This window comes from Chroococcidiopsis cubana SAG 39.79, from assembly GCF_003991895.1.
Classification (GTDB): Bacteria; Cyanobacteriota; Cyanobacteriia; order Cyanobacteriales; family Chroococcidiopsidaceae; genus Chroococcidiopsis; species Chroococcidiopsis thermalis.
In genome coordinates this window covers 3531-18712 of sequence record NZ_RSCK01000031.1, presented here as the reverse complement: position 1 = coordinate 18712, position 15182 = coordinate 3531, and the positions used below count along the sequence as shown (strand labels likewise).

Genomic DNA, 15182 nt, shown 5'->3' with positions numbered 1-15182 from the left:
TCTAACATGAGCAGCTCAGATCTCCCCAATCTCTGGGTTCCTTTGACGCTTTTAGGCTTCATCATTATCGCCGCTATTTTCTTCAGCCGTAGCCGCTAGCAGAGGGACTAAGGAAGAGTTGTAGAGATCTTACATGTAGCGTCTCTACAACTCTCTACTCCCCATTTAATACAATCGATTCAACACGTAATCGCTCATATTAATCAAGGCTTGTCGAGATTCCGAAGCTGGAAGATAACCGATGCACTCTACTGCTTGGTTAGCATGGTAAGAGGCTAACTCTCTGGCTTTTTGAATGCCTTGACTATCTTTGATTAATGCCAAAGCTTCATCTAGATCCCCTTCTTGCTCGAATCGCCGTTCGACTAAGACTTCAAGATAAGGCTTTTCTGCCAGAGCGTACAAAGCGGGTGCGGTTAAATTACCGCTTTTGAGATCCGATCCGGCTGGCTTACCCAACACTTCTGTCGAGCCTGTAAAGTCTAAAATATCGTCCACGACTTGGAATGCTAAACCTAAGTGACGACCGTAGCCATACATGCGATCGACAATTTCTTTTGAGCCGCCACTGAGTATACCCGCAGCCTTAGAGCTATTAGCAATCAAAGAAGCTGTTTTGTAATAGCTTTTATCTAAGTAAGCTTCAATCGTCATTGCGGTATCGAATCGAGTCATTCCCTGCTGAATCTCACCTGTGGCGAAGTTCATAATCACTTCCGAAAGCAGTTTGACCACTTCCAGATTGTCTAAGTTGGCTAAATGCCACGAAGCCTGAGCGAATAAAAAGTCGCCTGCTAAAATGGCAATCCGGTTGTCAAACAAGCTATGGACGGTAGGAACGCCGCGCCGCATTGGAGCTTCATCTACTACGTCGTCGTGTACTAGACTTGCCGTATGGATCATCTCCGTAATTTCCGCAAGTCGGCGGTGACGGAGAGTAATATCCTCATCTAGCATCGTCGCCCGCGACATCAGCAAAACAATTGCTGGTCGCACCCGCTTTCCTCCAGCTCCAAACAAGTACTCTGCTGCGGCGGAGAGGATGGGATGACGAGTTCCTACTAGTTCTATTAGGTTCTCTGACAGTATACGCAGGTCTGCTTCAACTGGAGAAAATAGGGAAGTCGCTGATGTCATGAAGGAGCTGACTCTAATAGTTTTTTACGAAATTTTACATATTCTGTACTCATTTTAAGCTAAGCCTCGGCAAGGGGGAAGTTTTGGTAAATGGAATTTTTCGCAATCGTCGCGATCGCCCTAATGCATTTCCTGCAAAAAATTGTCGTAGCCTTAGCTACAATTCAGCAAAAAGACTTAGAAAAACTTCGCTTTGTCAAAGTCATCCTTCCCAAGTTCAGTAAATTTACCCAAGATTTATCTATCCGACCGTTGATTTTAAATTTAGAGGCAACATTAGTGACTAAAAGTCTAGATTCATGTGTTAGCCTAGATACTGAAGCATTTAAATCAATTCACAAATTCAACACAGTCGAGCAAGTTGCCAAGAGGTAACGAGATCGGCTGAGTCGATTAGGTGAGCATACCCAAACGCAACCCAGAACCTCGGCATCGTTCCGAAACTTTTAAGTGCCAGTCAGTTAATTTTGTTTGGTAGACCTGCTAGCGCTTAAAGGTTTTGAATAGAGAGATAATCTCGGAAATTAAGTTAGTGGTGTGCGGAAAACAGTGAGGAAACCAGCAGCTGGCGAGGCATTCGTTTGACTGACTGGTAAAAACTTATTGCGACGTGGAAACTGCCAAAAGCTGCTTTTGGTCGATGCTTTGCGCTGTCTTATTTTCTAAACATTATTTCTCTTTCTTGACTCGCTGGCGGCACAATGACTTACGGCAACGTACCCATGATTATTCCTTGCTTGGCAACTGGTTATTTATTGACTGTTTACCTTTTACTACTGTTAGCGCAAAGGCAGGTAAAAAATCCCGAGACTCGGGACATCTCTACTCCTAAAGAGGAAGGGTTGGGTCAACTATCAGCGACCAGCGACCAGTGACCGTGTAGAGACGTTACATATAACGTCTCTACAAACGTCTCTAGTCCAAAAGTTCTAGGGGATAACTGGGAGTAAGGACTGTTTCTAAATTAACTTTTTCCACCACAGGAGCATAACCCAGCCATCGGACGGAGGACTGAATAAACTGCTGGGGGCAACCGCTGACACAAAAGCGAGTTGGCATCGGTGGTAAATTATTTCGCAGTCCTAGTAAATCGAGTTCGCAAGCTACGGCTTTGACAACGTGAATTGCCGGATCGACCAGCTTGATGCTGTTAGGTAAAAGCGATCGCAGCACGGGTGATAAATGAGGATAGTGGGTACAGCCGTAGATCAGAGTATCGATTTGCTGCTGAATTAAGGGAGCCAGATAGCGCCGTGCTACCTCTTTAGTGTATGGCTCGTTGATCCGATTATCTTCGATCAGAGGCACGAATTCGGGACAACCGACTTGCCAGACTTTAGCAGTACTATCAATTTCTTGAATTGCCTGTGGAAAAGCGTTGCTAGCAGCAGTTGCTGGAGTTGCAATTACACCGATGCGTTTACCTTGTTTTACCGCCGCCTTTGCTCCAGGTAAAATCACACCCAAAATGGGAAACGGAAATTCCCACCGCACCGTCTCTAAAGCTAGAGCGGAACCCGTGTGACAAGCCATCACGACCATTTTTACCTGCTGCTGTTGCATCCAGCAGAGGATTTCGCGAGTAAATTGTACGATCTCGGCTGGCGATCGCGTGCCGTAGGGTAGGCGAGCCGTATCGCCAAAGTATAAAATAGATTCGTTTGGTAGCTGCCGATACAGCTGAGTTAAAACAGTAAGACCACCCACACCACTATCAAATACGCCAATTGGCGATTGTTGGGGTTCTCGACTGGGAAAATCGGAAGGATTATTGATAGAAAGATAGGAATAAAACACAGTTCGAGCTTAACCCGTTAATTATGCTTAGCACAGAACCTATGGGCAAGTTTGTTAACTGGTATTAGCAAAAGCGGCAACCAGCAACGCAAACCCATCCGTCAAGTTGATAATTAACACTGACATTACCGTAGTGTCAACGTTGTTGTTTAATGTACTGAAGAACACCCTGAGCAATCGCTTCTGCCAGTTGATTTTGATAAGCAGCCGTTTTCAAACGCGGTGCGTCATGTTTCCCTGTCATGAATCCAGTTTCTACCAAAACAGCTGGCATAGAACTCTTGCGTAGGACGTAAAATCTAGCCTTTCTCACGCGGCGATCGCGAAGATTTGGAACATTTCGCAACATAGCATTGTGAACTGTCACGGCTAGATTGTAGCCGCTATCAAAATAATAAGTCTCCAAACCGCTGATATCTGGGCGCGTAGGCAAGGAATTAGCGTGGATACTGACGAACAAGTCAGCATTGACCCGTTCGGCGATATCTACCCGTCCTTGTAGCCCTACAAAATAGTCGCTATCCCGCGTCAGCACGACATGAACGCCGTTTTGTTCCAATATCTGAGCAACTCGATTGCTTATTGGCAGAACAATATCTTTTTCATGCACTCCTCCCTGAACGGCTCCTGGGTCTTTACCGCCGTGTCCTGGGTCGATGACCACAATTGTTTTCCCATTGCGATCGCGGGCTCGAGGTGGTGCTGCGGGTACTGGCGGCGGAACGGAAATTGAAGGATTAGTCGCTGGAGAGGATGGCGGGACTAGAACCATCGACGAGCGCTTCAAATCTAGCGAGAGAAACTCTGGGCTGGGTTGCTCGACCTCTCCCACTCGTATTCCCGCCGCTGGCTGGACTAGGATCGTAACCGTGCGCGGATCGGTCTGCCGCAAGCGCACCCTTAAAACTGGGCTATTGGTATCTAAAGTTGGTCCCTGTACCGTTCTAGCTAATTGGGCATTGGTAATAGTAATGCTGTAGGCAGCAGACGACCGATCCCAACCACTGGCATAGACTAAAGTTCGATCGCCTTTGACGTAGAGGCGATCGCCCCGCAAGTCCACCGATTCAATTGTGGCTAATTCTGTCGTTCTGTTGCGTCGCTCTGTACTAGCGCGATCCGTATACCGATTTCGACTCGGAAGTAAAACGACTCCACCGAATTGATTGCCCAACTGACCGCCAAATCGACTCACCATTGCCCGCCAGTTAGGGCTATCGCGATCGACTTCCATCGTCAGGCGGACTATAGGCTGCTCGGACTGAGCTTGACTGAGGGAAATCTTTTTCACCCCAAAACGGCTAAATGCTCTTGGTGGCGAGAAATTAGGTGCTAAACTCGCGCCCTTAAGATCGACATAAATTTTATCCCCATCAGAGTTGCGATCGACATTAACGTCGAGCTTGCCAGTGCCAACAGTACGGATAAAAAAGCCATCACCCGTAGCACGAACGCCTTGTACTTGCAAGCCGTTGACAGATGGAGTAGGCGTGGCTGGCGCAGTAGTGCGGCTGGTGCGCCGTAAATACTGCCTGGGTGGAGAGACAGCAGGACTAGGATTGGATAAAGGTGCTGCTTCTAATGGTCTTGGCGCTGCGATCGTCAAAGGTGCAGTAGCCGCAGCTGGTAGCTCCGTTGGTGGTGATGAAGGGGCAGCCGTCAAAGGTGCAGTAGTCGCAGCTGGCTGCTCCACAGGTGGCTGTGGAGATTCTGGAGGCGTAGTCGCAGCTGGTGGCTCTACAGGTGGCTGCGGAGATTCTGAGGACGCAGACTCATCTGACGACTGCGGTGCAGGAGCGGGAGACGAGCTAGCAATTTTTTCTGGCTGCGGCAATTGCACCAACCAATGACTGGGAGAAGCACCGCGAACCTTTACCTGGTTAGGGTCGAGACTATACTCTGGACTGAGTTCGAGCGCAATCCGCGTCGTTTTTTGGTCAACCTGTCCAATTCGGAGAGCGCGAAACGCTCCACCCGCTTTCTGTTTGACTGTCGTTCGCTTCAGAGCTGTTCCCGGCAAGTCAATCACCAGGCGCGTGGGGTTAAATACCAGCTTTGCTCTGGGTTGAACTTTGCCTTCTGTTTTGATTTCCAGTCGATTTTGTTTGGCATTAAAATGCCACGATTTCAGACTCGCCGCCTCAGTAGGAGACGAGATTAGAAAAATGCCTAAAGTACTGGGTAAAAGCCAGTATAATTTCACGGTGCTTTCTCCTTATGCGCATGCATCCCAGCTGTCAACGTCTCCTCTGTTGGCGCTGTTTCACTCCATCCGATCCCGCAGTGTCGAGCCAATGCCGACCATGAGTATACCTGAGTCCTCCAATAATGGTTGAAACTAGATTTAAACATAATGTGAAATGCTTCTCATCAAATTTGACGATTCGCGCTTCATATAAGTATTCCCATTGCAGTCCGCTCACACCAACAAGCGATCGATTAATTTATCTCAATTGAGCCATTGATTTTCAGAAAAATTTAACTGAGTAGCAGAAGATTTCAGTAGTGTAATGCATAATTTTTCAAATGCTAATAGTTTCTTGACCCTCCTTATCCGATCGCGTTTTTTAATTTAGTACCGCATCTTGCGGCTGCGATCGCAGTTTGCCCGTAACAGAACGATAAAAGTACATCAAAATTTACAAATTTCAGGAGTGAGGAGCGAGGAGTGAGGAGTGAGGGAAATTTATGATTTTGGCTTGTGGAATTGAATTTCTTCCTTGTCCTCCTGTCCTCCTTGTCTTACTACACGGGAGTTTCTGGTTCACCTCCTACAGCAGTGGTGGGGGGAAAGACGAAACGCAAGAGGGGGGGTGCTAAAAATGTGGTAAGAATCACCATCATGATAATGGCAGCTTCTAGTGGTTTAGAAAGAACGCCGCTTGCAGAACCAACACCAGCAAATACTAGTCCTACCTCGCCTCTAGGAATCATGCCTACCCCGATCGCTAAACGATTGATGCCAGGTTGTCCGAAGACGGCAGCACCCGTGACAACTTTACCGACGATTGCCACAGCAATCAGAAAGATAGCAATAATCAACCCCTCGCGGTTACTGGGAACGGCGGGGTTGAGAACTCCCAAGTCGGTTTTTGCCCCTACAGTGACAAAAAAGATGGGAACGAGCATATCCGCGATCGGTACGACTTGTTTCTGAAGTTCTTTGCGCTTGTCAGTTTCGTCTAGCACTAAACCAGCGGCAAATGCTCCTAAAATCGCCTCTAGATGGATTGCCGCAGCTAAGTATGACATGACAAAAGCAAAGATAAAAGCTGGGATGACTAATTCACCGCGCGTCTTGAGGCGATCGACAACTGTAACAAAGGTTTTGTTGAAAACATTGCCAAGTAGAATTGCCCCTAACAAAAAACCAGTGGCACTAATAATCAGATAAATGACATTACCCACGTCCACTTCGCCAGTTTTCGCCAAGCTTGCCACCACTGCCAGCACGATGATACCTAGTACATCATCAATTACGGCGGCTCCTAAGATAATTTGACCTTCTCTTGAGTTGAGAGTTCCCAGTTCCGACAAGACTTTGGAAGTAATACCAATACTCGTTGCAGTCAAGGCAGCACCAGCAAAAATCGCAGGCACGGCAGGTACACCAAACCATATCATCAACCCTGCCGTACCTGCACCAAACGGCACGGCTACCCCTACACAAGCCACCACAGCCGCTTGGATACCGACTGCCATTAATTCTTTTAAATTTGATTCCAGCCCAATTTCAAACAGCAGGATCACCACACCCAACTCAGCCAAAACTGAAATCACTTCGCTTTGAGCGGCAAAGGTGGGGGCAACTTCCTCCGGCGCTAGCCCTGCGGTGGTTTGAAGGAAATTCATAATCAGAGAACTCGTAGCATCAGCCCCACCTTCTGGAAACACCAATAGATGTAAGGCAGAAACTCCGACAATGACACCACCCACCAGTTCGCCTAAAACTGGAGGTAAACCAAAGCGGTTAGAGATTTCTCCACCCACTTTGCTAGCAAAGTAAATGACGACCAAACTTAGCAGCACTCCTGCTAGCACCAAAGCACTATTTGCCTCTGCTTCTGGCGCAGTTAGCAGTAAAGGCGTAGATCCCCACAGAGTAAAATTACTTACCCAGCTAAAACCATCTAACTCCATTAGCTGTCCAAAAATCATCCTTTTCAATTTACTAGTTTTGGGGAGTCAGTTATCAGTTGTCAGTTAACAGTTAACAGGGAGCAGAGAGCAGAGGAGAGAATAACAACCAATGGCTAATGACCAAAAAACATACCTGGCAGCGATCGCTACCAGGTATGTTTTCTTCAGCAGTCGTCAAAGCTAACTGCTCAAACCTAACTTATAGGTTATTTTCTAGCCAGCACAGCCATGACTTGCGCCATTTGCTGTTTTAACCGTTCTATATCTGCCTGCATAGCAGCAATTTTTCCATTCAAAGCTTGCAGATCGGATGATGATGTGCTGGTTCCAGTTGCTGTTGCAGCCACTTGTGGCGCTACTGGTGCTGTTGCTCCTCCTTGGCGCGGCAGTTTTGACTTCACCATTGCCGCTTTAATTGCACCAATTAAATCTTTTTGCTCGAATGGTTTAGGGATAAATTCAAAATACTCGAATGGCTCTGGAATTTTCTCGACAACTTCTTCTTTGCGCCCCGACATTAAGACTAAAGGAATTTTTTGGAGTTCGGCATTTTGTTGGATTTGCTGATACACCTCCCAGCCGCTGAGTTTAGGTAACAAAAAATCAAGCATAATCAGGTTCGGTCGTTCTTGACGAATTAAGTTGAGTCCTTCCAAACCATCTTTTGCTTCTAAAACATCAAAGTTGCCAGGTGGCAACATTTCTTTGACGCGCATCCGAATTACGCGACTGTCATCGATAACTACGATTTTGTTACTTGCCACAACTGACTCCTCGGCAATGAATTTTAAGGGGAATAAGATAGAAAAATACGATTTAAAGGCGGGAATATCTGGTTATGCAGTCTAGAAAGTGAGTGCGGCAGATATTAGTTAACTGTAAATTTAAATTCTCGATCGCCAACATCTCGAACTCGCTCAATTGAAACACGTAAGTGAGAGTAAAAGTCACCTGGGATACACCAGTAACTTACTTTTCTAGCTAACCTTGCACAACAAAACTACGAACTAAACCTAACGCTGTTCGCGTTTTGTCTCCAAGGGAATTTTTACTGATTGCGCGATCGCAAAATTTTCCTTAAATAGATATAGTTCGGTAAATTTTCGGTCGGCAAATTGTCTATCAAAAGGGTAATTGGTAATTGGTAGTCGGTAATGGGGAATTGGTGATTAGTAGTTAATAATGGAAGTTGGTCACTGGTCACTGGTCACTGGTCACTGAATATATGACTCTATCTTCTCGTTCTGAGTTCAAGTCGGAAATTGAGGCTTTACCGTCATGGCTGCGCCGACCGATTGGTAAGGCAAGCGAATTATCTACAGTTCAAAAAATTATTAAGCAGCGACAGATTCACACGATTTGCGAGGAGGGACGCTGCCCGAACCGAGGCGAATGCTACGCCCAAAAGACAGCCACTTTTTTACTGATGGGTCCAACTTGCACTAGGTCTTGTGCTTTTTGTCAAGTGGATAAAGGTCACGCACCCATGCCACTCGATCCAGAAGAACCGCAGAAGGTCGCAGAGGCTGTGCAGTCACTAGGATTGCACTACGTTGTCTTGACTTCTGTAGCGCGGGACGATTTAGCTGACCAAGGAGCAAGTTGGTTTGTTGCTACCATGACAGCAATTCGCGATCGCAGTCCTCAAACGCAAATTGAAGTATTAACTGCTGATTTTTGGGGTGGTACAGGCGCGGGAGACGTAGGACAAAGGGAAAGAATTGCTATGGTTGTAGGGGCAAAACCCGCTTGCTACAACCACAACATTGAGACTGTCAAAAGGCTGCAAGGACGAGTCAGAAGAGGAGCTAAATACGATCGCTCGTTGCAAGTCCTGCAAGCAGTTAAAGAAATCGACCCGAGTATTCCGACAAAATCTGGGTTAATGTTGGGGCATGGGGAGACAGTAGAAGAAGTTGTTGAAACGATGGCAGATCTTAGAGCAATCCGCTGCGATCGCTTGACAATTGGGCAGTACATGCGCCCCTCCTTAGAACACCTACCCGTCCAAAAATACTGGACTCCCGAAGAATTCGAGGAATTAGGCGCGATCGCTCGCGATCTAGGGTTTAGCCACGTCCGTTCCGCACCCTTGGTGCGTAGCTCCTACCATGCGGGGGAACAGTGACCAGTGACCAGTTATCAGTTAAAAGTGGCTGGTGGCTAGTGGCTAGTGGGTCAACGCTTTTGTCTAGTCACGAGTCACCAGGCACTAGTTACTCGTTTCACAAAAATATTTTTAACGGAAGTAGGCAAGGGGTACCGCTGTTTGGTATTTCTGTAGATGCCCTTATTTTGAGGAGAAAAGCTTATGGCTGCTCAAGCAACTAAACCAACTGTCGGTCAAGATGTTGCTAAATCTAATGCTAACGCTCCGTTTCCTTTTCGGACGATAGTTAGCTTGATCCTGCTAGCAGGTAACATTCTGGTAGCTGCTATTTACTTCCACGTTATCAATCCATAGTTGTCTGGCGGCTAGTCAGTTGGTGGCTAGTGACTAGCGATCGCCGGTCGCCGGTCACTGACTTCCTAGCCGAATCAAATCGTACCTTTGAATAATCCTTTCGGGCGTATCAACAGTACCAGAATCATAATGAACAGACCTACACCTTGTTTGTATTGAGAACCAAGGAAAGGAGTGCTGAGTTCTTGGGTAACGCCAATCACCAAAGCAGCAGCGATCGCGCCGTACGGGTTGCCGATTCCACCTAAAATTGTGGCAGCAAACATCGGCAAAATTAAAAACCAGCCCATATTCGGTCTGACGGCTGTAATCAAGCCGTACATGCTACCACCTAAAGCCGTGAGGCTGCCAGCGATCGCCCACGTCCAAAGTACGACGCGATCGACATCAATCCCAGACACACGCGCCAAGTCGAGGTTGTCAGCAACAGCACGCATCGCCTTGCCAATCTTCGTATTTTGTAATAAGTAGTGCAGCGCCAAAATAACGATAACTGCTAAAAGCATTACTATAAGTTGATTTTGGGGAATTCTGATTCCTAAAATTTCTCTGGCTGGACTGGTAGGAATATCGTAACTTTTGTTACTACCACCCCAGATTAAAATAATTCCATTACGGAGAAATAAAGCGAGTCCAATCGAAATAATAATGAGCGTGGTGGAAGTGGCACGCCGCGATCGCATATTTGACCAGATCAGCTTTTCAGATATCAGCATTGCTGCTACAGTGCCAATTGCTCCGAGTAACATGGAGAGCCAAATATTAATGCCGCTCGTATTGGCTAGCAAAGTTAAATAAGCGCCCAAAGTCATAAAATCGCCGTGGGCAAAGTTAGCCAGCCGTAGAATGCCATAAGTCAGCGTCAGTCCTACCGCAGCTAAAGCAATAATGCTACCTACAGCTACCCCATTAACAAATAATTGAGCCAGTTGTGCGTCCATACAGGGTTCGGTGATCGGTTATCAGTTATCAGTGTAGAGATGTTATGGGTAAAACCTGTACAAAAGCAACAAAGTGGCTGGTGGCTGGTGGCTGGTGGCGAGAGATTAATTAATTGTGCATTGCAACTGCTGTACGGGCGGGTTTTGAGTCAAGATTTATTGCCTCAACTGTCAATTCTTTTGCTAAACCCGCTCCTACGACTTGCCTCTTGCCTCTTGCCTCTTGTAAAGTGCATTCATTTCATGTTTTTAAATTCAACTTTTGTGAATGCTCGGGTCTAAATCTTTTAACACTCTCCATATACACCTAGTATTTCTAGTTGTCCTTGCTGTTTTACCGTTATATCTGTTCTTTTTCATTCACAATGCCGCTCGCGTTCCTCAGTTTGAGTGTACGGTACTGACGCTAGCCGCAACGGTTGCAATGGCGATCGTCTGGGTGGGAATTGAAGTTGTGCTGGGGCGTTGGTTGCGCCTTCTGAATCAAGCAAGTCGTCAATTGGCTGAGCAAGGTAATTTTCGAGTTTGCATTTCAAAATTACGTTATGCTCCATTAGAAATTAGACAATTAGCACAATCTTTTAACGAACTAGCAGATTCTCTAGAACGACAATTTAACCAATTGCGCCATGTAGAAGCAGAGTTACGCCGAGCAAACGATCGCTTCCACATGGGAGCGGCAGCGATTAATGCCACGATTTATGAGTGGGATTTGCAAACTCAAGCAGTCGAAAGAACTCCAGGATTGCTCAAGGTCTTAGGTTACGAACCAGAGGAAGCTCCAAATGATGCTGCATGGTGGCACGAGCGCATTCATCCCGATGATTTTCCGCCAGCCTATGCTGTTTTGTCCTCGGCGTTGGCTGGTAATAGTGATGATTTTGAGGCAGAATATCGCCTGCGCGATCGCTACGGTCAGTATATTCATGTTTGGGAACGCGGGCTGATCGTCAGGGACGAGCGAGGGCATCCGTTGCGAATTTTTGGTGGCAGTCTGGATCTGACCGAACGCCAACGGGTAGAAGAACAACTGCGGCAGAGCGAAGCACAGTTTCGTCAAATTGCGGAAAATTTACGCGAAGTCTTGTGGATGTCTACCCCTGGACTCACGCAGATTCTCTATGTCAATCCAGCTTACGAACAAATGTGGGGGCGGACTTGTGAAAGTTTGTACGCTCAGCCATCGTCTTTCCTGGCGGGAATCCATCCTGAAGATAGTGCCGCGTTAATTGCCGTTTTGGAGCAAAAGCCCCTGGGGACGAAGCTGTTAGAGGAGTTTAATCATGAATTTCGGATCGTCCGCCCCGATGGTTCGGTGCGTTGGGTACTTTCTCGCGCCTTTCCAATTCACGATCGCGCCGGAGAAGTTTATCGAATTGTGGGACTAGTCGAGGATATTACTCAACGCAAGCAAGCAGAAGTCAAAATTAAGCAGTGGAATGAAACTCTGGAACAACGAGTGCGGGAACGCACGGTTCAATTGGAGTTAGCGAACGCGGAATTAGATGCTTTTGCGTATTCCGTTTCTCATGACTTACGCGCACCACTCCGCCACATTCACGGATTTGCCAATGCTTTGGCGCAGCGTTTGGAGTCTACTGAGGCGATCGCCGATCCCAAAGTTGCGAGTTACATCCAGACTATTCAAGATAGCAGCATCAGAATGACGCAGTTGATTGATGGTTTATTGGCTTTGTCTAGAGCCGGACGGCAACCTTTGGCGCAGGTTTCTGTAAGCGTGCGAGAATTGGTTGAGGCGGCGATCGCCTTAATCAAAAGTCAAACTCCCACAGACCGTCAGATCGAATTTATCGTTGGTGACTTGCCCACAATCGACGGCGATCCAGTCTTATTACGACAAGTTTTTGCCAACCTAATTGACAATGCGGTGAAATTTAGTGGCGATCGCCAACCAGCCAGAATAGAAATTGGCACACTACTAGGAGATAACACCACAATTTTTGTTAAAGATAATGGGGTAGGCTTCCAGATGGAATATGCCGAGCAAATGTTTGGAGCCTTTCAGCGGTTGCACTCCCAAAAAGAGTTTAAAGGTACGGGTATTGGATTAGCGATCGTCCAGCGCATTATTCACCGTCACGGTGGCAAAATTTGGGCTGAGAGCATACCCCAACAAGGTGCTACTTTTTTGATGAAATTTAGACTTTCCTGAAGATAATTGTAGAGCGGAGTAGAAGTTTCGCCAGCTAGGATGTTATTCGTCCAAGCAGAGTCGCTCAAGATCGGGTCTTAGGTAATCTTGACTACCACAGCAGCAGACAATAACTGAAATGCATGTTACGCTCTGGAAATCAGCAGCCACGTAGTGAAATCACTAGATTTTGAAACCTGAATCGGTGTCATTCGCCGTATTGGTTCGTACTGGATGCTATTGCCATGTAAACCCCTGTCCTCGCCCTCTGCTCAGCCAATTATGCAGACTCTAGAGCATTCTCAGGTTATGCGGCGGCAAGAATTCTCAATTGCCGCGCAACTTCACCTGTTAATCGTAGAAGACGTAAAGGCAGATGTCGATTTGATGATACTTGCCCTTGAATCCGCCCAGATCGCTTTTACCTACGATATCGCCAAAAGTCAGAGTGAGTGCCAGCACCTGCTGCAAACTCAAACTTACGATGCAATCTTGGCAGATTATCGGTTACCTCAGTTTACGGCATATCAGGTGTTGCAACTTTTGCAGGCATCTGGGCATGAGATTCCCCTGATTCTGGTGACTGGCAGTCTGGGAGAAGAGGCAGCAGTTGATTGCATCAAAGCAGGCATGACAGATTATGTCATGAAAGAGCGGTTGTTTCGCCTACCCGTAGTGTTGAAGCGATCGCTGCAAGAATTTGAACTTCGTCGCCAACAGCAGCAAGCCGCAGCTCGCACTCAACTCCAAGCGCAGCAACAGGCAATTATCAATCACATCGTCCACGCCATGCGCGAAACTTTGGTATTGGATGAGGTGCTGCAAATTACAGCGGATATGCTACACCAAGCTCTAGGTTTGAGTCGTTGCCTAATTTCTCAGCCCAATTCTCAAGCCCAAATGGGAATTTATCATATCAGCGCTGCGACCAGAGAACGGGAACATTTGCTAGGACACGAATGCTCTCTTTACCCTTTTTATAAAGATAAACTGCTGCGGGGAGAGATGGTTATCGTTCGCGATATGGATGAGAATGTCTCTATGGCAGTTAGAGACGCTGCCGGAGAATGTAACATTCGCGCTTTGATTATCGCCCCTTTGTTGTATCGTCAGTCGTTTCTGGGTGGAATTATCCTGCACCAATGCGAGCGAGAACGAGATTGGACGGAGCAAGAGATTTCTCTAGTCAGAGCAATTAGCGATCAGTGCGCGATCGCTATTCATCAAGTCCAATTATTTTCTCAAGTACAGCAGCAATTACACCGCCAGCAAACTCTCAATCAGATTAGTCAAGCACTCAATTCTATCCTCGATCCAGATTTTATTTTACAAGAAATTGTCAGACTGACTGGCGAATGTTTTGATGTCGATCGACTGTTAATCTTTTCTGTCGATACAGACTCAGTGCAAATTTTGAAAGAGTGGCGAGCTAGCGATCGCATTTACTCAATGCTCAACCTCCAATTTCCCAAATCAGAATGGATCGATCTGATAGATCCTGACTCTGATTTTTACTGTCGGCGCTATTTTCACGCTCCTGACTACTCTCAATTGCCTTCTACGAGAATTAGACAGATGCAAGTAGAACAAGCAAGTACTCGTTCTGTTTTGAGCGTCCCAATTTTTATTCGCGATCGCCTTTTCGGTGGTCTATCTTTGCAGACTACTAACACTTATCGCACTTTTACTCACGAAGAGATTTATTTATTGCAACAAATTGCCGATCAAGCTGCGATCGCCCTCTATAACGCACAAAGTTACGAGCGTTTAGAAGAATTAGTCCAACAACGTACTCAAGAATTAGAAGCAGAAAAATTGGTTTCAGAAACAGCCAATCGAGCTAAGAGCGAATTTTTAAGTAATATCAGTCACGAACTGCGGACACCTCTAACGGGAATTTTAGGCTTTTCTGGCGTATTAATGGAACAAATTTTTGGTTCGTTAAATGCCAAACAAAAGCAGTATATTGAATGCATTCATACCTCTGGCAAGCATTTGTTAGACCTGATCAATGACTTACTCGACCTGACTAAAATTGAAGCAGGAAAAGAAGAATTAACCCCAGAAACCTTATCCATTGAAGATATAGCACAAGCTTGTCTATCTCTTTTTCAAGAACGTTGTCAGCAGCGGGGATTAGAATTTCATTTGGCGATCGCTTCTGAGGCAATAACCTGTACTGCCGATCGACGGCGTTTGAATCAAATTCTAGTCAATCTATTATCTAACGCGCTCAAATTTACAGATACGGGTTCGATTACGTTACGCATTGAACAAACATCTCAACACATTTTATTCTCAGTCATAGATACTGGGATTGGTATTGCGCTAGAAGATTGTGAAGCAATTTTTCAACCGTTTCACCAAGTCGATAGTGGTTTGAACCGGAAGTATGAAGGTACGGGACTGGGTTTAGCCTTGTCGCGTCGCCTTGCTCAACTACACGGGGGCGATATTACCGTTCGTTCAGAATTGGGGCGTGGTAGTTGTTTTACTTTGTATTTGCCAGGGAGCAGGGAGTAGTGGCTGGTGACTAGTGGCTGGTGGCTAG

The 15182-nt window shown here is 46.4% G+C and carries 12 protein-coding genes; 5 read left to right on the top strand and 7 right to left on the bottom strand.

Annotated features, from left to right (window positions below; all coding sequences use genetic code 11):
- Nucleotides 1–165: 165 nt before the first annotated feature.
- Nucleotides 166–1137: a solanesyl diphosphate synthase gene (gene sds, locus DSM107010_RS18460; RefSeq protein WP_106167180.1), complete on the bottom strand. Its 972-nt coding sequence runs from the start codon at nucleotides 1135–1137 to the stop codon at nucleotides 166–168.
- Nucleotides 1138–1227: 90 nt separating this feature from the next.
- On the opposite strand from sds, the gene DSM107010_RS18455 reads away from it, so the two are divergent.
- Nucleotides 1228–1512, top strand: a complete 285-nt coding sequence (locus DSM107010_RS18455; RefSeq protein ID WP_106167181.1) for a hypothetical protein — start codon at nucleotides 1228–1230, stop codon at nucleotides 1510–1512.
- A 540-nt stretch (nucleotides 1513–2052) separates the two neighbouring features.
- Here the strand turns inward: DSM107010_RS18455 and murI are convergent.
- The 5 genes from murI to DSM107010_RS38545 all read right to left on the bottom strand — a co-directional run bounded on the left by murI (nucleotide 2053) and on the right by DSM107010_RS38545 (nucleotide 8278).
- Nucleotides 2053–2934, bottom strand: a complete 882-nt coding sequence (murI, locus tag DSM107010_RS18450; RefSeq protein WP_015152746.1) for a glutamate racemase — start codon at nucleotides 2932–2934, stop codon at nucleotides 2053–2055.
- Nucleotides 2935–3070: 136 nt separating this feature from the next.
- Entirely contained in the window at nucleotides 3071–5137 is a 2067-nt protein-coding gene (locus DSM107010_RS18445; protein WP_106167182.1) for an N-acetylmuramoyl-L-alanine amidase, read from the bottom strand.
- Between the two features lie 542 nt (nucleotides 5138–5679).
- On the bottom strand, nucleotides 5680–7074 hold the full coding sequence (locus DSM107010_RS18440) for a cation:proton antiporter (RefSeq protein WP_373425464.1): 1395 nt from the start codon (nucleotides 7072–7074) through the stop codon (nucleotides 5680–5682).
- Nucleotides 7075–7280: 206 nt separating this feature from the next.
- The gene (locus DSM107010_RS18435) at nucleotides 7281–7838 is read right to left on the bottom strand and encodes a response regulator (RefSeq protein ID WP_106167184.1); all 558 of its coding nucleotides are present in this window, start codon (nucleotides 7836–7838) and stop codon (nucleotides 7281–7283) included.
- A gap of 284 nt (nucleotides 7839–8122) precedes the next feature.
- Complete coding sequence (locus DSM107010_RS38545) at nucleotides 8123–8278, bottom strand: hypothetical protein (protein ID WP_158265965.1); 156 nt, start codon at nucleotides 8276–8278, stop codon at nucleotides 8123–8125.
- Between the two features lie 21 nt (nucleotides 8279–8299).
- Here DSM107010_RS38545 and lipA point away from each other — a divergent pair, with 21 nt between their 5' ends.
- Nucleotides 8300–9202, top strand: a complete 903-nt coding sequence (gene lipA / locus DSM107010_RS18430) for a lipoyl synthase (protein WP_106167185.1) — start codon at nucleotides 8300–8302, stop codon at nucleotides 9200–9202.
- Between the two features lie 183 nt (nucleotides 9203–9385).
- Nucleotides 9386–9538 carry a photosystem I protein PsaX gene (gene psaX / locus DSM107010_RS18425; protein WP_106167186.1) on the top strand — a complete coding sequence of 51 codons (153 nt, stop codon included), beginning with the start codon at nucleotides 9386–9388 and terminating at the stop codon, nucleotides 9536–9538.
- Between the two features lie 74 nt (nucleotides 9539–9612).
- Here psaX and DSM107010_RS18420 read toward each other — a convergent pair whose 3' ends face one another.
- On the bottom strand, nucleotides 9613–10479 hold the full coding sequence (locus tag DSM107010_RS18420) for a branched-chain amino acid ABC transporter permease (RefSeq protein WP_106167187.1): 867 nt from the start codon (nucleotides 10477–10479) through the stop codon (nucleotides 9613–9615).
- A 268-nt stretch (nucleotides 10480–10747) separates the two neighbouring features.
- On the opposite strand from DSM107010_RS18420, the gene DSM107010_RS18415 reads away from it, so the two are divergent.
- Nucleotides 10748–12652 carry a PAS domain-containing protein gene (locus tag DSM107010_RS18415; protein WP_106167188.1) on the top strand — a complete coding sequence of 635 codons (1905 nt, stop codon included), beginning with the start codon at nucleotides 10748–10750 and terminating at the stop codon, nucleotides 12650–12652.
- Nucleotides 12653–12913: 261 nt separating this feature from the next.
- Nucleotides 12914–15154 (top strand): hybrid sensor histidine kinase/response regulator, encoded by a 2241-nt coding sequence (locus tag DSM107010_RS18410; protein ID WP_106167189.1) that lies wholly within the window; start codon nucleotides 12914–12916, stop codon nucleotides 15152–15154.
- Nucleotides 15155–15182: the final 28 nt, after the last annotated feature.